At 71.3% G+C, this 18,334-nt stretch carries 14 protein-coding genes and 1 pseudogene; 4 read left to right on the top strand and 11 right to left on the bottom strand.

The features are described from left to right. Positions 1-14 precede the first annotated feature (14 nt). From ACWEKM_RS41435 to ACWEKM_RS41410, 6 genes are all read right to left on the bottom strand, one after another. The gene (locus ACWEKM_RS41435) at positions 15-563 is read right to left on the bottom strand and encodes a hypothetical protein (RefSeq protein WP_451626468.1); all 549 of its coding nucleotides are present in this window, start codon (positions 561-563) and stop codon (positions 15-17) included. 114 nt (positions 564-677) lie between these two features. Beyond that, entirely contained in the window at positions 678-1,682 is a 1,005-nt protein-coding gene (locus ACWEKM_RS41430) for a nucleoside triphosphate pyrophosphohydrolase (protein ID WP_451626467.1), read from the bottom strand. A 306-nt stretch (positions 1,683-1,988) separates the two neighbouring features. After that, positions 1,989-2,639, bottom strand: coding sequence for a SurA N-terminal domain-containing protein (locus ACWEKM_RS41425; protein WP_451626466.1), 651 nt, complete (start codon positions 2,637-2,639; stop codon positions 1,989-1,991). Between the two features lie 144 nt (positions 2,640-2,783). Further along, complete coding sequence (locus tag ACWEKM_RS41420; protein ID WP_451626465.1) at positions 2,784-3,611, bottom strand: glycoside hydrolase domain-containing protein; 828 nt, start codon at positions 3,609-3,611, stop codon at positions 2,784-2,786. 274 nt (positions 3,612-3,885) lie between these two features. Continuing rightward, complete coding sequence (locus ACWEKM_RS41415; protein WP_451626469.1) at positions 3,886-5,370, bottom strand: protein kinase domain-containing protein; 1,485 nt, start codon at positions 5,368-5,370, stop codon at positions 3,886-3,888. Between the two features lie 38 nt (positions 5,371-5,408). Then, a complete protein-coding gene (locus ACWEKM_RS41410) occupies positions 5,409-6,089 on the bottom strand; it encodes a hypothetical protein (RefSeq protein WP_451626464.1) in 681 nt (226 codons plus the stop codon). A 305-nt stretch (positions 6,090-6,394) separates the two neighbouring features. Between ACWEKM_RS41410 and ACWEKM_RS41405 the strand changes: the two genes are divergently transcribed. Then, complete coding sequence (locus ACWEKM_RS41405) at positions 6,395-6,766, top strand: hypothetical protein (protein ID WP_451626470.1); 372 nt, start codon at positions 6,395-6,397, stop codon at positions 6,764-6,766. Positions 6,767-6,769: 3 nt separating this feature from the next. Here ACWEKM_RS41405 and ACWEKM_RS41400 read toward each other — a convergent pair whose 3' ends face one another. Together ACWEKM_RS41400 and mfd are read right to left on the bottom strand one after the other, a co-directional pair. Next, entirely contained in the window at positions 6,770-7,486 is a 717-nt protein-coding gene (locus ACWEKM_RS41400) for an HNH endonuclease family protein (protein ID WP_451626463.1), read from the bottom strand. A 650-nt stretch (positions 7,487-8,136) separates the two neighbouring features. Then, entirely contained in the window at positions 8,137-11,694 is a 3,558-nt protein-coding gene (gene mfd, locus ACWEKM_RS41395) for a transcription-repair coupling factor (protein ID WP_451626462.1), read from the bottom strand. Between the two features lie 144 nt (positions 11,695-11,838). On the opposite strand from mfd, the gene ACWEKM_RS41390 reads away from it, so the two are divergent. Continuing rightward, positions 11,839-12,114, top strand: coding sequence for a type II toxin-antitoxin system Phd/YefM family antitoxin (locus ACWEKM_RS41390; RefSeq protein ID WP_451626461.1), 276 nt, complete (start codon positions 11,839-11,841; stop codon positions 12,112-12,114). Then, positions 12,111-12,374, top strand: coding sequence for a type II toxin-antitoxin system RelE family toxin (locus ACWEKM_RS41385; RefSeq protein WP_451626460.1), 264 nt, complete (start codon positions 12,111-12,113; stop codon positions 12,372-12,374). The genes ACWEKM_RS41390 and ACWEKM_RS41385 overlap by 4 nt, the downstream gene beginning before the upstream one ends. A 95-nt stretch (positions 12,375-12,469) precedes the next feature. On the opposite strand, the gene ACWEKM_RS41380 is transcribed toward ACWEKM_RS41385, so the two are convergent. Then, a complete protein-coding gene (locus tag ACWEKM_RS41380; protein ID WP_451626459.1) occupies positions 12,470-15,034 on the bottom strand; it encodes an ABC transporter permease in 2,565 nt (854 codons plus the stop codon). Then, complete coding sequence (locus tag ACWEKM_RS41375) at positions 15,031-15,819, bottom strand: ABC transporter ATP-binding protein (RefSeq protein ID WP_451626458.1); 789 nt, start codon at positions 15,817-15,819, stop codon at positions 15,031-15,033. Before ACWEKM_RS41375 ends, ACWEKM_RS41380 begins: the two co-directional genes overlap by 4 nt. A 392-nt stretch (positions 15,820-16,211) precedes the next feature. Between ACWEKM_RS41375 and ACWEKM_RS41370 the strand changes: the two genes are divergently transcribed. Then, positions 16,212-17,705 carry an MFS transporter gene (locus ACWEKM_RS41370; protein WP_451626457.1) on the top strand — a complete coding sequence of 498 codons (1,494 nt, stop codon included), beginning with the start codon at positions 16,212-16,214 and terminating at the stop codon, positions 17,703-17,705. A 195-nt stretch (positions 17,706-17,900) separates the two neighbouring features. Here ACWEKM_RS41370 and ACWEKM_RS41365 read toward each other — a convergent pair. Next, positions 17,901-18,334: pseudogene (locus tag ACWEKM_RS41365) on the bottom strand (cellulose-binding protein); the annotation flags it as partial.

The following is an 18,334-nucleotide window of genomic DNA, read 5'->3' as shown; positions in this document are numbered from 1 at the left end:
TTCCACCTGCACGCTCACGCTACCCCGCCCAGGTGGGCAGAACCCACGCCGAACTCCACGGTTCGCATGGGACCGCTTAGCTGATCAGAGACGCTCCCATCCCACCAGTCAGGCTGGTCCCACCAGTACCGGGCGCGGGCTTCGTAGATCACGGCGAGCTGCCGGGCCGCCTCCACGGGGTCGTTGGAAACGGAGTTGTGGGAACCAGAGGGGTGGGAGTCGGAGCCGTAGGGGTCGGCGTCGGCGTTGCCCGGGGTGTCGGAGCCGGGGCCTTCGGAATCGAGGCCGTCGGAATCGGGGCTGTCGGAGTCGGGGCTGTCGGAGTCGGTGTGCGGGGAGTGGGCGTGTGTGGGTCCGGGGCGGGGTGGGAATCGCCATTCGGGGGCGGCCGTGGGGCGGCCGGTGGTCCTCATCTGGTCGACGAACTGCCGGTATGCCTCCGGGCTCCGCTCCCGCAGCGCGAGCAGGTAGCTGTGCATCGACTCGGGAGTCGCATACCCGGGGAACCGTAACTCCCGCTGTGCGTCCGGCATTTCCTGGAGCTTGCCCACGAGCCACTCCAACTCCCGCTCCATGCAACGCCCCCACGCATAGCGGCCACCCGTGTGACCGACGGTACTAGCGGTCGATCCGCCGGGCGGACTTCGAGCGGGTGCCGGGTCTGCCCCGAGCGATGCCTAGGCGTCCACCCCCTCGGCCGTGCGTACCGCGTCCCGGTAGGTTCGGGCCGCCGCCCGCAGTGCCGCCTCGGGGTCCACACCCTCCGCCTCGGCCCGCGCCGCCAGCGCCAGCAGTTCGTATCCGATGCCCTCGCCCTGCGGCAGCGGCACCTCCAGTCCGGCGGTACGCACGCGGGAGGCGAGCTTGGCGGCGAGGGCGAGCCCGGGCTGGCCGAGCGGGACGCCGTCGGTCACCGAGGCGCGCCGCTTCTCCTCCGCCTTCGTCCGCAGCCAGTGTTCCTTGACGTCCGCCGGGGTCTCGGCCGTCTCGTCGCCGAAGACATGCGGGTGCCGGTGGATCAGCTTGGTGACGATGCCGCCGGCCACATCGTCGATGGAGAACGGTGCCTCGGCGTCCTCCTCGGCGATGCGGGAGTGGAAGACGACCTGGAGCAGGACGTCACCCAGCTCCTCCCTCAGTTCGTCGCGGTCGCCGGCCTCGATCGCCTCGACGAGTTCGTACGCCTCCTCGATGGCGTACTTCGCCAGGTCCTGGTGGGTCTGGCGGGACGACCAGGGGCACTCGGCGCGGATGCGGTCCATGACCTGGACGAGGTCGAGGAGCCGGGCGCCCGGCAGGTCGTAGGAGGCGGGGAGCAGCTCCAGCTCGGGCATCCGGACGCGGCCGGAGCCGGCGAGGCGGGCCAGTCCGTCGGTGAGGGCCGGTTCGCCCTCGCCGGTCGCGACAACCACCACCGTGCGCCCGCCGGCACAGGCGTCGACCAGCTCCGGGGCGGTCGGGGACGCCTCCTCGACAGATATGCCGGCCTCCCGCAGATAGGGCAGCTGCGGATGCGCCCCGTCCGCGCACAGCACCCGGTCGGCGGCGCGCAGCGCCTGCCAGGCGGGCCAGGAGAGCAGGCCGGGCGCGACGCGGTGACTGGTGGTGAGCAGGACGACCCGGCCCGGGGCGGCATCCGGGCCCGGTCCCTGTGCGGCGGCTTCGAGGCTGGTGGTGTTCACGCATCGAACGTAACGCACACCCGCCGACCGCCCCGCGAGTTGTCCACAGGCGGGGTCGGCCGATGCGATCGTATGACCGACGCCGCCCGCCCAGTCATCGCCGACCGATCCCGCCCCAGTCGTCGCCGACAGATCCCGCCCCAACCGTCACCGGCGGGTCCCGCACCGACCGTCACCGGCGGCCGACCCGTGACCTACGGGTCAGGGCATCTGACCTGCGGATCAGTGCGTCCGACCGGCAGATCAGGTCGTCTGACCGGCAGATCAGGTCGTCTGGCCTGCGGATCAGGCCGTCCGACCTGAGCGTCAGGCCGTCTGCTGTCGGGTGCCGCTCGCCGTGACCTCCCGCACCCACGGTGTCTTCGCGTCGACGCGGCTGCTCTTCTCCACGTCCCAGGCGCCGTAGCGCGGGTTGAGGTCGACGCGGAGTCCCGCGGAGACGGTGGACAGGGCCTTCCAGAAGGCAGGCGCCGAGGTGTCGGTGCCGAGCTTCTGGGCGAGTTTCTGGGCCTCCAGCTGGATCCGGAGGTTGTCGTCGAGCCGCTTCGGTGCGACCCCGTACCGCTGGAGCCACGTCGTCTCCAGCGCCTTCGCGCCGCCCGCCTGCTGCTCCAGGCCGGTGCGCATCTGCTGGATCTCCTTGCGGCTCACGGTGATGCCCTCGTCCTGCGCGGCCCGGTGCAGCACCCGGTCGAGGACCATGTTGTGCAGGGTGTCGCGGGTGAGGCTGCTGGTGGAGACGAGGACCTGCTGGAACTGGGTCTCGTCCGGCACCGCGGCGTGCTGCGCCCGGCGCACCTCGTTCACCCGGCCCTCCAGCTGGGCGACCGTGATCCGCTGGCCGCCCACGACGGCCGCCGCGCCCGGGTGCGCGTCGCTTCCACAGGCGGTGAGCAGGGGTGCCGCGGCGGCGATCGCGGCGGACAGGACGAGCGCGGTGCGACGGCGGCGGTGCAAGGAAGCCTCCCGAGGAGATTGTGCGACGGTGCACAAGGTCTTGCGGTGATCGATGGTAGGCAGTGGGCGGGCTCTGGCCAACCCATCGGACCAACGATTCACCTGCTCTTCGGGCACCGCCGCCGCCCGCTCCGTGGGGTGGCGTCAGCCGACGAGGGCCACCGGAGCGTCCCAGGCGTCCCGGTCCACGGTGATCGTGTAGCCGTTCCGCGTCTCCTTGCTGTTCACCATGTACTGGTGGCCCCGGCTGTGGTTCGTGTACTGCGTCGCGCCCCACGGCCAGTCCGTGGTCGTGGTGTTCTTCTTGTCCCACAGCGCGTACCAGAGGTTGCCCGGCAGGTCCGTCTTGTTGGTCGCGGTGGCGATCGCCTTGGCGCTGGAACTGGTGAAGCCGTAGATGCCGCCGCGGTACGTCTTGCCCCGCAGCGTCTTCGTGAAGGAGCGCACGTATGTCAGCACGGCGTCGTTGCACGCCTTGTTCGTGACGTCGTACCCCTCCATGTCCAGGTAGATCGGGCTGCCCGCCTTCATGCCGAGCGCGGCTGCCTTGGCCACGGCGTCGGAGGCGTCGTGCGCGCCGAGGGAGGCGGCGGTGGAGGCGGTGAGCTTCTCCGGGCTGGAGCCGGTCTGGCAGGGCGGCTGGGCGCCGACGTAGATCGGGATGAGTTTCCAGCCGACGGCGCTGACGGACTTGACCCAGGAGGCGGTCAGGTTGGGCTGGTTGCAGCCGCGGTTCTTGCCGCCCACGTAGACGGCGGCGGCCCCGTAGAACCCGGTGTGCCATGCCTTCATCGCGGCCAGGGACGGCGCGGCGCAGGTGTCGAAGGCACGGCCGGTGTACGTCTTCTGCGCGGGCCAGGTGGTGGCGGCCATGGAGGACTGTGCGGCGAGGCCCGCGCCGACCGCGACGACGGCACCCGCCACCGCCCACGTGACGTATCTGCGCTTCTTGGACTGCCGATGGCTGGACATGAAGACCCCACCCCTGATTGCTCGGTGCCTGCGACTGATTGCTCGGTGCCTGCGACGGCTCGCGCGGTCGGCGCACGCCGACCGGCGCACACTACCCGGCACACGCTGTCTGACCACGCTGTCCGACTCACGCCGCCCGGCACACGCTGTCCGACTCACACCGCCTGGCACACGCTGTCTGGCACAAACGAACCGCAACCTATCCGGCTCCGCCTCTGCCGTCGGAAAACTCCGCCCCCGGAAGATCACAAAATTCCCACCGGAGATGGCAAAACTAGCCGCGGACCTGCCCCAGCCACTGCAGGCTCCGCCGGACCTCCGCGGCCAGCGGGTGGCCCGGTCCGTGCATACGCTCCACGTCGATCAGCAGCCGCGCGAGCGTGTCGTGGGCGGCGGGCCGGTCGCCGAGCGCGAGCAGCAGATGGCCGATGCGGCGGCGGACGTCGTGGCCGAGCCGCGGGTCGCCGGACACGTACTGGTTCTCGTAGTACGGCAGCAGTGCGCGGTACTCGGCGAGCGCCGCCGCCGGTTCGCCGAGTTGCTCCAGGCACTGGGCGGCCTCGTAGCGGAAGCGCAGGGACTGCGAATCCGACGGGCCGGCCTCGGCAGCGCGTTCGTCGGCCAGGCGGCGCAGTTCGGGCAGCGCCCGCCGGTACTGGCCGTCGTCCATCAGTGTGGCCGCGTACTGCTTGCGCAGCGTGCGCACGACCGGGGAGTGTTCGCCGTGCTGCTCCGCGGCGGTCGGCAGGATCGCGCCGAGGGTGTCCACGGCCTGGGTGATGCGGCCCTCGCCGAGCAGCCGCTTGACCTCGTCGACGGCGGCGGCGACATCGGGCTTGCCGGGGCCGGTCGGCACCGGGGCGGTCCGGGGCACGGGCGTGCGCGCGCGGTCCGGCCAGGGGGCGTGCGGGCGCAGGAAGGGGCGCGTGGGATCGAGCGGCTGCCCGGTCGGCGTGCCGCGTCCGGGCAACAGCGGCGCCAGGTGCTCGTAGACCTCCTGCGCGGACGCGGGACGGTGCTGCGGGTCCTTGGCGAGCAGGCGCAGCACCAGCGCCTCCAAGGGCTCCGGCACCTCGGAACGGATCCGGCGCACGGGCAGCGGCGGCTCGTACAGGTGCCGGTGCAGCACGCCGAGCGCCGTGGAACCCGCGAACGGCACGTCGCCGCTGAGCAGTTCGTGCAGCAGCACGCCGAGCGCGTACAGGTCGGTGTACGGGCCGACCGCACCGCCCATCGCCTGCTCGGGCGCCATGTACGCGGGCGAGCCGATCGGCGTGCCCGTGTGGGTCAGCCGGGTGGTGTCCGTGTCCATCACGGAGGCGACGCCGAGGTCGAGGACGGTGACCGTGCCGTCCTGCTTCACCATCACGTTGCGCGGCTTCAGATCCCGGTGGACGATCGGCACCGCGTGCACGGCGCTCAGCACGGCGCACAGCTGGGCGGCGACCGCGACCGCCCACTGCCACGGGTACGGGGCGTGCCCGACGAGGTGGTCGGAGAGGTCGGCGCCGTCCACGTACTGCATGACGAGGAACAGTTCCTCGTCATCGCTGCCCGCGTCGTGCACGGTCACCAGGCCGGGGTGGTCGACCTGCGCGGTCACCCGGCACTCGCGCACGAACCGGCGGCGCAGTTCGTCGGCCTCCTGTCCGGCCACCTTGTCGGGGCGCAGCAGCTTCACCGCCACGCGCCGGTCGAGCCGCTGGTCGTACGCCGTCCAGACCTGGCCCATGCCGCCCTGCCCGATCAGCGTGGACAGTTCGTAGCGTCCGGCGACGACGCGTCCCGTCGCCACGCTCACCTTCCGCCCTCGTGGTCGCTGCCGTTGCCGTCCGCGGGCCGACCGTCGTGTCTGCGCAGGTAGTCGCTCAGCTCGTCCAGCTCGGCGCGCACCTGGTCGATGCGGGCGGGTGCCGGGCGCGTGGGCGGCGCGGGCATCGGCGGCTGCGGCGCGGGAGGCTGGGCGGCGGGCGGGTGCGGTACGGGAGTGTGCGGTACGGGCCCGTGCGGGGTGGGAATGTGGGGGGTGGACGCGGGCGGCATCGCGGGCTGCGACATGACCGGTACGGTCGTCGCGGTGAACGGCGGCTGCCCGTAGCCGTACGCCGGTGTCTGCCGCCTGTCGTGGGCCTCCTGGAGCTGCTGGAAGTGGCGTATGTCCGCGACCAGGTAGTACGCGGTCGAGGCCACGAGCGTGAAGAGGAGCACGATGAGGCCCACATAGCCGCCGATGGTGTGGATCTCGTCGCCGGGCTCGCTGCCCAGCAGCACCACGCCGAGCACGTCGGCCACCAGCACCACCACGAGCAGGCCCCGGTCCAGCGACCTACGGGTCACAGCGGCGAGGCGCAGCATCATCGCCCAGGTCAGAAAACCCATGCTGATGAAGGCGAGCCCCACGAAGAGCACGCGCAGGAAGACTTGCCACGCGGGGTGCGGCGGCTGCTTCACCGGCTGTGCGTAGCCGTGGCCTTGCATGGCTGCTCCTGTATTGCCTGAAGTGGGCGTGCGTGCCCGGCCGGCGGTCCGCTGCGCGGGCAACGCGGCTCGGTCGGTTGTCGCTTCGAGCATATGGCCCACCGGGGACAAGCGGTCCAAGGATGTGGACAGGGATGTACCGAACCGTTGTCAACCCGGATCACCCGCGCCCGCGCGCACGACATCGCGGGTGCGGCGGAAGAAGCCGGAACCGACGATTCCACGCGGGACGGCCGGGATAACCGGGATGGCCGGGATGGCGGGGGCGGCCGGTTCGGTCGGGCGCCACCGTGCCGTAGCCGCCGGTGCGCATCACCAGGGCACCCTCGCGCGCGAGTTCGCCGATGGTCGTCGGCGGTCGGCGGACCGGCCGCGCGGGGTCGGCGGGCGGCGGGCCGCGGGAACGGAAGCTGTCCGTGAAGGGCCAGGACGTCAAGACGCCAATACGCCAAGAAGACATCGCCGGCTACTGCGACCTGGGCTCGGTGCGCTCGGACGCCCAGGACGCCCAGGACGCCGAGGACACCGACTCGGACGCCACCGGCAGGAAAACGTCCGGCGTCGACGGCGGGTCCGTGAAGGACGCGGTGCGTCTCACCTTCAGCGCCCACGACCAGCCCGTACCGGCGCAGAAGCCGGCCGGCCCGGTCCTCGACCTGGACGCGCCGGGCGGCTGAGGCTCAGCGTGCGTGGAAGCGCTCCGGTGCCTTGGTCGGGTTGCCGCCGGAGGGCAGCTTCTGGTTCGGGCAACTGGTGAGAACCTTCCGCATCGCGGCCTGCTCCGGGGCGGTGACCCACAGCTCGTACTTCTTCTTCACGGCGACCTGGGCGGCGACATAGGCGCACCGGTAGGACTTGTCGGGCGGCAGCCAGCTCGCCGTGTCGCCGTCGCCCTTGCCGCGGTTGGTGCTCGCGTCGACGGCGATCAGGTTGAGGGGGTCGTTGGCCAGGGCTATGCGCTTGCTCGCGTCCCAGTACTTGGCGCCCTTCTGCCAGGCGTCCGAGAGCGCGACGATGTGGTCGATGTCCACCTGGCTGCGTCCGCGCCGGTAGGTGATGTCCTTGCCGGAGTACGGATCGGGTTCCAGCAGGCCGTAGGAGACCTTGCAGTCGCCGTCGGTGAACTTCACCTCCCGCAGATCGCGTTTGAGGATGTCGTCGCGGGTGCCGCAGGAGTTGGAGTCGGTGTCGGCCCACGCCGTGCCGAACCGGTCGCGGGCGTAACCGGTCTTCGGCGCACGCCCCTTGACGGTCAGTGACTCCGCGGCGGTCAGGGCCGCGCCGCCGCCCGCTGTCCCCTCGGGCCCGGCGGATCCGTCCGTCTGCTGGTCCGTGCAGCCGCCCACGGCGAACGTCACGACGGCAGCGATGACGGCCCCGCCCCTCAGACACCTCACGGTGCGCCCCCAGGTTCCTCTGTCCGCCCCGCGTCGGAGCAGATCGTCGCCGGTTATACGGTAGCTGCCCGCCGATGGGCACCGGAGCGGGCTCAAAGGGGCGTTGGAGGCAAGCCAGGCGTATCACCGGTGGCACGACGGCGGTTTGTGGGTCGGCTCACACCCTGCCGATCCCCGGTGTCGACCGCGAGGACAGCGGACCGCAGGACAGGGCCGCGCCCCAGGGACCGTCGAGTGGTTCGGTGAGAGGGTCGGCGGGGGGCAGGGCGCGGCCCGCCCGCTTCCAGGTGATGTGCGGCCCGAACCGCTGCGCCGACCGACGATCTCGCACTCACCACGCCCGGCGCCCCGCCACCGACACCAGGCGCATCACCGGCTCCCGGCACCCCACCGCCCCGTGGATGCCCGCATGGACCAGTGGGCGGCGACCCGGACCCGGCGAACGCAGATCCGCGTCCCGGCGGCGACGCTTTCCGTGCTGCGGACCGCCGCCCGGGTCCGACACGGCCGCCGCGGACCGCCGAGCAGGTCCCGAGACGACCGCCGCGCCCGCGGCTTCACCGATCGTCCGCCCGACGAACACCGCCCGGCACCCGACCGATACGCACCGGCTCGAAACGCAATGAACCGCTACCGGCCGCAATGAACCGCTACGAGCCCAGGATCGTGGTCAGGAACTCGCCGACCCAGGCGAGGAGTTCACGGCCGACCAGGGGCTTGCCGCCCACCTTCGCCGTCTTCGGGCGGGGGACCAGGACCTGGTGGACGGCCGGCTTGATGACGGTCCCCGGGTACAGCCGCTTGAGCCGCAGCTCCTGCGACTCACGCAACTCCACCGGCGCGAACCGGATGTTGTTGCCCTGAAGGACGATCTCGCCGACCTCGCAGGCGCGCGCGAGCATCCTGAGACCGGCCACCAGCAGCAGGTTCTCCACCGGTTCGGGCAACTTGCCGTAGCGGTCGACGAGTTCCTCGCGTACGGACTTGATGTCCTTTTCCGAGTTGGCGGAGGCGATGGCCCGGTACGCCTGGAGGCGCAGCCGCTCGCCGGGCGCGTAGTCGTGCGGGACGTGCGCGTCGACGGGCAGCTCGATCTTGACCTCCAGCGGCGGCTCCTCCTCGATCGCGCCGGTTTCCAGCTGGCGCCGGTAGTCGGCGACGGCCTCGCCCACCATGCGTACGTACAGGTCGAAGCCGACGCCCGCGATATGGCCGGACTGCTCGCCGCCGAGCAGGTTTCCGGCGCCGCGGATCTCCAGGTCCTTCATCGCGACGTACATGCCGGCGCCCATCTCGGTGTGCTGGGCGATGGTCGCGAGCCGCTCGTGCGCGGTCTCCGTCAGCGGCTTCTCCGGGGGGTAGAGGAAGTACGCGTATCCCCGCTCCCTTCCCCGGCCCACGCGCCCGCGCAGCTGGTGCAGCTGGGACAGGCCGAAGGTGTCGCCGCGCTCCACGATCAGCGTGTTGGCGTTGGAGATGTCGATGCCGGACTCGACGATCGTCGTCGAGACCAGCACGTCGAACCTCTTCTCCCAGAAGTCGACGACGACCTGCTCCAGCGTCGACTCCGACATCTGGCCGTGCGCGGTGGCGATGCGGGCCTCGGGGACGATCTCCCGCAGCCGGGCGGCGGCCCGGTCGATCGACTCGACCCGGTTGTGGATGTAGAAGACCTGGCCCTCGCGCAGCAGTTCGCGGCGGATCGCGGCGCCGATCTGCTTCTCCTCGTAGGGGCCGACGAAGGTCAGCACCGGGTGCCGCTCCTCCGGCGGGGTGGTGATCGTGGACATCTCGCGGATGCCGGTGACCGCCATCTCCAGGGTTCTCGGGATCGGGGTCGCGGACATCGTCAGGACGTCGACGTTGGCGCGCAGCTTCTTCAGCTGTTCCTTGTGCTCGACGCCGAAGCGCTGTTCCTCGTCGACGATGACCAGGCCGAGGTCCTTGAACTTGGTCTCCGAGGAGAAGAGGCGGTGGGTGCCGATGACGACGTCCACCGAGCCGTCTCCCAGCCCCTCCAGGACCGCCTTGGCCTCGGTGTCGGTCTGGAAGCGGGACAGGGCGCGCACGTTCACCGGGAACTGCGCGTAGCGTTCGCCGAACGTCCCGGAGTGCTGCTGCACCAGCAGCGTGGTCGGCACGAGCACCGCGACCTGCTTGCCGTCCTGCACCGCCTTGAAGGCGGCCCGTACCGCGATCTCCGTCTTGCCGTAGCCGACGTCCCCGCAGATCAGTCGGTCCATCGGGACCGACTTCTCCATGTCCTCCTTGACCTCGGAGATGGTGGTCAGCTGGTCGGGGGTCTCGGCGTACGGGAAGGCGTCCTCCAGTTCGCGCTGCCAGGGGGTGTCCGTGCCGAAGGCGTGGCCGGGGGCGGCCATCCGCGCGCTGTACAGCTTGATCAGGTCGGCGGCGATCTCCTTGACGGCCTTCTTCGCGCGTACCTTGGTCTTCGTCCAGTCCGCGCCGCCCAGGCGGTGCAGGGTGGGGGCCTCGCCGCCGACGTATTTGGTGATCTGCTCCAGCTGGTCGGTGGGGATGTAGAGGCGGTCGCCGGGCTGGCCGCGTTTGGCGGGCGCGTACTCGACGACCAGGTACTCGCGGGTGGCGCCCTGCACGGTGCGCTGCACCATCTCGATGTAGCGGCCGACGCCGTGCTGCTCGTGGACGATGTAGTCGCCCGCCTCCAGGGTCAGCGGGTCGATGGTCTTGCGGCGGCGGGCGGGCATGCGGGCGCCGTCCCGGCCGGCCGCCTTCTGCCCGGACAGGTCGGTCTCGGTGAGCACGGCGAGCCGCAGTTCCGGGTCGACGAAGCCGTAGTCGATCGAGCCGCACGCCACGTGCACGACGGACGGCGCGATCTCCCCGAGGTCGACCTCCAGGCGGGCCGCGACGCCCTCGTTGCCGAGTACCTCCGCCGTACGGGCGGCCGGTCCATGGCCCTCGGTGACGAAGACCGTGCGCCAGCCGTCGGCGAGCCAGCCCTTGGTGTCGGCGAGCGCCTTGGCGGTGTCGCCCCGGTAGGTCTCCGGCGCGTGCATGCGCAGCTTGAGGGTGTCGGGATCCCCCGCCGCGTCAGCGGCCGATGTCAGCGACTCGTCGGCGGCGAACGGGGACACCGACCACCACATCATGCCCAGCTCACGGGCCCGGTCCCGGATGGCCGCGATGGACCACAGGGAGGCCGCGCCGACATCGATGGGGGCCTTGCCGCCGCCGGCGGTGGCCGCCCAGGACGCCTGCAGAAACTCCTGCGAGGTGGCGACGAGATCGGCGGCACGGGTGCGTACCCGCTCCGGGTCGCAGACGACGGCCATGGCGCCCGCGGGCAGGACGTCGAGCAGCAGCTCCATGTCGTCGACCAGGACGGGGGCCAGGGACTCCATGCCCTCGACCGCGATGCCCTCGGCGATCTTCCCGAGCAGTTCGCCCAGTTCGGGGTGTTCCTCGGCGAGGGTACGCGCACGCGTGCGTACGTCGTCGGTGAGCAGCAGCTCGCGGCAGGGCGGTGCCCACAGGCCGTGCTCGGCGACCTCCAGGGAGCGCTGGTCGGCGACCTTGAAGTAGCGGATCTCCTCGACGTCGTCGCCCCAGAACTCGACGCGCAGGGGGTGCTCCTCGGTGGGCGGGAACACATCGAGGATGCCGCCGCGCACCGCGAACTCGCCGCGCTTCTCGACCAGCTCCACGCGCGCGTACGCGGCGGCGCCGAGGGCGTCCACGATCTCGTTCAGGTCGGCGTTCCGGCCGCTTCTCAGGGCCACCGGTTCGAGGTCGCCGAGGCCCTTGACCTGTGGCTGGAGCACGGAGCGCACGGGGGCGACGACGACGGAGACCGGGCCGGTCTCGGGGTCGTCGGGGCTGGGGTGGGCGAGGCGGCGCAGCACGGCGAGGCGGCGGCCGACGGTGTCGCTGCGCGGGCTGAGCCGCTCGTGCGGGAGGGTCTCCCAGGAGGGGTACTCCACGACGCCCTGCGCCGGCAGCAGTGAGCGGAGCGCGGCGGCCAGGTCCTCGGCCTCGCGGCCCGTCGCCGTCACGGCGAGCACGGGGCGACCGGTCTCGCGGGCCAGGGCGGCGACCGCGAAGGGGCGGGCCGCCGGGGGGCCGACCAGGTCGACGTGCATGCGGTTGCCGTCGGCTGCCGCCTTGATCGCTTCCGCGAGGGCGGCGTCCTTGACGACGGCGTCGAGCAGACCGTGCAGGCTCATGGAGAGGGGCTTCCGTCCGGGGATGGGCAACGCGAATGACCCGACACGCTGTGCGGGCCGGGGGTGTCCAGCCTACGACGCCCGCGGGGCGTTCACCCGTGAGAGCGATCGACTGGACGGTGCATGAACCGTACAGTTCTGCACATGAGTGCTACGTTCCCCATCACTGAGGCCCGCGCCCGGTTCGGGTCCCTCGTTCGCCGGACGGCGAACGCACGCGAGCGCATCACCATCACGGATCACGGCCAGGCCGCGGCCGTCTTCATAAACCCCAGCGAGTTGGCGGAGCTGGAGGAGCGAGTGCTTGAGCTGGAGGAACAGCTCGCTCTTATCCGCTACCGAGCGGAGAAGGCGAACGGCACGTTCGTCGGTGTCCCGCAGGAAGAGGTCCGCAAGATGCTCGGTCTGGGGGGCGAGTGACCTTCCGGATCATCTGGCACGAACTGGCCACCGACAGCGCGGTTCGCTTCCTCAAGGAGGATCCGGACGGGCTTGGCCGGGTGTTCGCGGCCGCCGATCTGCTCGCCGACGATCCACGCCCTGACGGGTCCATCGCCCTCGGGTCGCCCGATCTGCGGCGGATGCACACCGGACCGTACCGGCTCATGTACCAGATCGAGGAGGACTCGGCCACGGTGGTCGTTCTGCACATCGGCCGCATCCTGCACTCCCGCGGATGAACTGGGCCGGGCCCGGTGGATCGTCCACCGGGCCCGGCCCTTCCCCCCGCAACCCCCGTCTGCGGCGGCCTTGAGATCGCTACATCGCTACATCGCTACTCCGTGGCGATCGCGTTCAGTACGTTCATCCGGCCCGCCCGGAACGCCGGGATCAGCGCGGCGAACAGGCCCACGAAAGCCGAGCCGATGAAGACGCCGATGATCGTCGGCCAGGGGATGTCCAGGACGCCCAGGCCCTCCAGGGCGAGCAGCTTCTGGGCGGTGGTGCCCCAGCCCATGCCCAGGCCGAGGCCGAGGAGGGCGCCGAAGAGGGCGATGACCACGGACTCCATGCGGATCATGCGGCGCAGCTGGCGGCGGGAGAGGCCGATGGCCCGCATCAGGCCGATCTCCCGCGTCCGCTCGACCACCGACAGCGCCAGGGTGTTCACCACGCCCAGGACCGCGACGATGATCGCCAGGGCGAGCAGGCCGTAGACCATGTTGAGGAGCTGGCCTACCTGGTCCTGCAGTTCCTTCTTGTAGTCGGTCTGGTCCCTCACCTGATAGGTCGGGTACTTCTTCAGCGCGCTCTTCAGCGCCGCGTACGCCTGCTTCTCGTGGCCGCTCTCCGCCTTCGCGAACATGATCACGTTCGGCGGGATCTGGCTCTTGGGGAGGTACTTCTCCATGGTGGCGATGCTCGTGTAGCGCGCGCCCTGGTCGATCGCGGTGGAGTCGTCGGTGATCGCGGCCACCTTCAGCCTGGCCGTCCGGCCGCCCTTGAAGGCGACGGTGAGGGTGTCGCCGACGTGCACGCCGTGCTTCTTGGCGTAGTCGGAGCCCACCGACATGGCGCCGGTGCCGTAGGCGTCCTTCAGGGTGCCCTCGGTGGTCGGGCGGCGCAGGTCGTCGGCGTACGTCGGGTCCGCGGCCGTGAGGCCCGAGTCGTCGGCCTTGCCGTCGGGCGAGGTGAGGGTGGCGTCGATGTCCTTGTAGCGGGTGACGTGGGCCAGGCCCGGCGTCTGCTGCATGGCCTTCTCCGCCTGCGGCACGATCGGCTGGTTGCCCTCGATGATGAAGTCCGCGCCGACCGACTTGTCCAGTTCGCTGGTGGCGGAGGCGACCATGGAGGAGCCGACCACCGACAGGCAGGCGACCAGCGCGAGGCCGATCATCAGGGCGGCGCCGGTGGCTCCGGTGCGGCGCGGGTTGCGCAGGGCGTTGCGCTCGGCCATGCGGCCGACCGGTCCGAAGGCCCGCAGCAGCACCACGCTGATCACCCGGACCACGCCGCCGGCCAGCAGCGGGCCGATGACGACGAAGCCGATCAGGGTCAGCACGATGCCCAGGCCGAGGACGAGCGAGCCGTCGGTCGCCTTGTCGGCGGTGCCCGCCGCGTACAGGGCGGCGGCGCCGGCGCCGGTGAGCACCAGGCCGATCAGCCCGCGCACCAGGCCCGCCCGGCCGTCGGCCGGTGTGCCGGCGTCGCGCAGCGCGGCCATCGGGGAAACCTTGCCGGCGCGCCGGGCCGGCAGATAGGCGGCCAGCACGGTGACGACCACCCCGAGCACCAGGCCCACCACCGGGGTGGTGGCCTTGACGGTCAGGTCCCGGGTCGACAGTTCCATGCCCGCCGCGCCCATGAGCTTCATCAGGCCGACCGCGATGCCGACGCCGGCGCCGACCCCGAGGATCGAGCCGACGAAACCGAGCAGCAGCGCCTCGATCAGCACCGACCGGTTGACCTGCCCGCGGGAGGAGCCGAGGGCCCGCATCAGGCCGATCTCGCGTGTGCGCTGGGCGACCAGCATCGAGAAGGTGTTGATGATCAGGAAGATGCCCACCAGGAAGGCGATCCCGGCGAAGCCGAGCATGGCGTACTTGATGACGTCCATGAAGGCGCCGACGTCCTTGCGGTTCTCGTCGGCGTTCTCCTTGGCCGTCTGGAACTTGTACGGTCCGCCGAGCGCCCCGGCGACATTCCGCTTGAGCTGCGCGTCGGAGACGCCCGTCGCGGCGGTGACATTGACCTGGGTGTACCGGCCGGTGGCGCCGAGCAGATGGCGCTGGGCGGTGGCGGTGTCGAAGTAGACGACGGCGGCGCCGGGGTTGGTCACCTTGAAGGTGGCGATGCCGACGATCCGGGCCGTGAAGTCACCGGTCTGCGCGATGGTCCGCAGTTCGTCGCCGAGCTTCAGGTGGTGCTTGTCGGCGGTGTCCGCGTCGACCATCGCCTCGGTCGGCCCGCGCGGGGCGTGCCCGGAGGTGATGTCCATCGAGCGCAGGTCGTTACGGGTCCAGTTGCCCGCGATGGTGGGCGCGCCGGTGGTGGAGCCCACGTTCTCGTTGTCCCGGTCCACCACCGTCACGCTCATCGAACTGACCGCGCCCTCGGCCGACTTGACGCCCTCCACCGTCTTGACCCGGTCCAGCGTGGCGGCGGGCAGCGACCGCGGCACGCCGTTGCGGGGGCCCTGATCGCCCTTGGTGTCCTTGGGCGAGACGGTGACGTCGGACGCGGTCACCGAGAACAGCTTGTCGAACGTCGTGTTCATGGTGTCGGTGAACACCAGGGTGCCGCACACGAACGCGACCGACAGCAGGACCGCGATCGCCGACAGCGCCATGCGGCCCTTGTGCGCGAAGAAGTTGCGCAGCGAGGTCTTCAGCACGGTCATGACGTGCGCCCCCGGGCGTCGAAGTCCTTCATGCGGTCGAGGACCTGGTCGGCGGTCGGCTGGTACATCTCGTCGACGATGGCGCCGTCGGCGAGGTAGAGCACCCGGTCCGCGTACGAGGCGGCCACCGGGTCGTGGGTGACCATCACGATGGTCTGGCCGAGTTCGTCGACCGAGCGGCGCAGAAAGCCCAGGACCTCGGCGCCCGCCCGGGAGTCGAGGTTTCCGGTCGGCTCGTCACCGAAGATGATCTCGGGGCGGGCGGCCAGCGCGCGGGCCACGGCGACCCGCTGCTGCTGGCCGCCGGAGAGCTGGTTCGGCCGGTGCTTGAGCCGCCCGGCCAGGCCGACGGTCTCCACGACCCGGTCCAGCCACGCCTTGTCCGGCTTCCGCCCGGCGATGTCCATGGGCAGGGTGATGTTCTCGATCGCGTTCAGCGTCGGCAGCAGGTTGAACGCCTGGAAGATGAACCCGATCCGGTCCCGGCGCAGTTGGGTGAGCTTCTTGTCCTTCAGGCCGGTGATCTCGGTCTCGTCCAGGTAGATCTGTCCGCCGGTGACCGTGTCGAGACCGGCGAGGCAGTGCATCAGGGTGGACTTGCCGGACCCCGAGGGGCCCATGATCGCGGTGAACTGGCCGCGGGCGATGTCCACGTCGACATGGTCGAGGGCGACGACCCGGGTCTCCCCGGAGCCGTACGCCTTGACGACCTGCAGCGCCCGCGCGGCAACGGCCGTACGCCCTCCAGTACCCCCGTGCCTGGGAGTGGTCACAGCCGATGTCACGGTAAGTCTCCTATGTCGGTTTGCGCTTGAGTGGCGCGAAGCGGTACGTCGATGAGTCTCGTGGCCGACGGGGGTGCCGCGCGCTGGTGCACAGCCCCGTCTTCTCCTGGGGAAAACCCCACCCCTGTTGTGCGGAGAGCCGCCCCCCAGCGGCGTAAAGCCAGATTAAGGACGATGGCGGGTGACTCTCGTCCTCCGCCGGGACGAACCCTCCCCGGGCCTCAGTACGGAGATACCCCTAGGGGCCGTCCACCGCTGGGTGGAGCCCCTCTCGGGGTCGGCTCCACCCTCCGGCCAAGGAAGCCTCCACCCTCCCGTCGCGTCAGGGTCAAGTGGGAAGCTGTCGTACGCCGGATGGATGCACGGGGAAACCAGTCAGGGGAGGGACTCCGGTGGGCAGCACGAAACCCGCGATACGGGACGCCGCTCAGCAGGCCGCAACGAGTCGCCGGGGCGCGGTGGTCGCCGCCCTGATGCTCGCGATGGCACTGGCGGCACTCGACTCCACCATCGTCTCCACGGCCGTCCCGCAGATCGTCGGCGACCTCGGCGGCTTCTCCGTCTTCTCCTGGCTGTTCTCCGGCTATCTGCTCGCCGTCACCGTCACCCTCCCCGTCTACGGCAAGCTCTCCGACACCTTCGGCCGCAAGCCGGTCCTGGTCGCGGGCGCGGCCCTCTTCCTGATCGGCTCGCTGCTGTGCGCGCTCGCCTGGAACATGGCGGCGCTGATCGCGTTCCGCATCGTGCAGGGCCTGGGCGGCGGGGCGTTGCAGGGCACGGTACAGACGCTCGCGGCCGATCTGTACCCGCTGAAGGAGCGCCCGAAGATCCAGTCCAAGCTGTCCACGGTGTGGGCGGTGTCGGCCGTCGCGGGTCCGGGGCTCGGCGGTGTGCTGGCGGCCTACGCGGACTGGCGGTGGATCTTCCTGGTCAACCTGCCCATCGGCGCGGCGGCCCTGTGGCTGATCGTCCGTCATCTCCACGAGCCCCCGCGCGAGCCGCGCACCCGCCCGCGCATCGACTGGGCGGGCGCGCTGGCCGTGTTCGCATGCGGCGGGGCGCTGCTGACCGCGCTGGTGCAGGGCGGGGTGGCGTGGGCGTGGCTGTCCGCGCCGTCCCTCTCCCTGTTCGGCACGGGCCTCGCCCTGGTCGCGGTCGTGGTGTGGGTGGAGCGCCGGGCTGCGGAGCCGATCATCCCCGGGTGGGTGTGGCGGCGCCGTACGATCGCGGCGGTCAACCTCGCGCTGGGCGCGCTGGGCCTGCTGATGGTGGCGCCCACGGTGTTCCTGCCGACGTACGCGCAGTCGGTGCTCGGCCTGGCCCCCGTGGCCGCCGGATTCGTGCTCTCCGTATGGACCCTGACCTGGCCGGTGTCGGCGGCGCTGAGCCAGCACGTGTACCGGCGCATCGGCTTCCGCGACACCGCGCTGCTCGGCATCGGCACGGCCACGCTGATCCTGTTCGCGTTCCCGTTCCTGCCGTACCCGGGCGCGGCGTGGCAGCCGACGCTGCTGATGCTGCTGCTCGGCGCCGCGCTCGGCCTGTTCCAACTGCCGCTGATCATCGGCGTCCAGTCGACGGTGGACTGGGCGGAGCGCGGCACGGCCACCGCCTCCATCCTGTTCTGCCGCCAGACCGGCCAGACGCTCGGCGCCGCCGTGTTCGGCGCGATCGCCAACGGCGTGCTGGCCGCCCGGCTGGGCGGCGCGGGCGACCTGGACACGGTGACCCGCTCCCTGGACGCCGGCGCCGCCTCGGAGTCCACCCGGCACGCGATCGCCGAGGCGGTGCACGCGGTGTACCTGGGAGCGGCCTGCGCGGCGGCCCTGGCCTTCCTGGCCCTGCTGCTCCTCGCACCGCGCCGCTTCCCGGTGCTGCAGGACTGACGCGGCTGCTTCAGTCCGTTGCTCGTCCTGTCGGCGTTCCCGCCGGACTTCGCGCCGGACTTCATGGCGGACTTCACGCCTGACTTCATGACGAGCCCGGTCGCCGGTGGCGTACCCGCGGGCCCGGTGCGCGGGAAGAGCCGACGCGGCGCGGACCGCGTCACTCCCGGGGACGCGACGCAGACCGCGTCCGCGTCACTCCCGGACAGTGCGCCCGGTCAGCGAGCTGAGGCTGTTGCGTACGCAGTCCATCTGCGCCTGCATGTCGTCCCACGCCTCGCCGTGCTCACGCAGCACCCGCTCGGTCTCGCGGGCGATCCAATCCTCCCGCACGCGCGCCTCGGCGAGGATCTCGACGGCACGCGCGTGTGCCTCGTCCTGGCACCGCCGCGCCGCCTCCTGGACCTCCCCGAGTTCCCACTGCGCCGCGGCCAGCACCGTCTCGGCCCGGGCCACGGCATCGGCGTCCCCGGTCTCCTGCGCCGCCGCCAGCCCCAGCTGCTCCCGGTCCGCCTCGGCCCACCGCGCGGCATGCTCCCTGGCCTGCTCGGCGAGCATCCCGGCGGTCCGCTGCCGCACCTCCCGCAGCGCGGCGAGGACCTCGCCGCGCCGCTCCTTCACCTCGCGCC

Source organism: Streptomyces sp. NPDC004752, assembly GCF_053601275.1.
The sequence above is the reverse complement of the archived record's forward strand: the minus strand, read 5'-3'. Positions and strand labels throughout refer to the sequence as shown.

Excerpts from the sequence above, each read along its gene's own strand:
- mfd (WP_451626462.1), bottom strand. The coding sequence starts at position 11,694 with ATGAGCCTGCACGGTCTGCTCGACGCCGTCGTCAAGGACGCCGCCCTC.
- ACWEKM_RS41390 (WP_451626461.1), top strand. The coding sequence starts at position 11,839 with ATGAGTGCTACGTTCCCCATCACTGAGGCCCGCGCCCGGTTCGGGTCC.
- ACWEKM_RS41380 (WP_451626459.1), bottom strand. The coding sequence starts at position 15,034 with ATGACCGTGCTGAAGACCTCGCTGCGCAACTTCTTCGCGCACAAGGGC.
- ACWEKM_RS41420 (WP_451626465.1), bottom strand. The coding sequence starts at position 3,611 with ATGTCCAGCCATCGGCAGTCCAAGAAGCGCAGATACGTCACGTGGGCG.
- ACWEKM_RS41410 (WP_451626464.1), bottom strand. The coding sequence starts at position 6,089 with ATGCAAGGCCACGGCTACGCACAGCCGGTGAAGCAGCCGCCGCACCCC.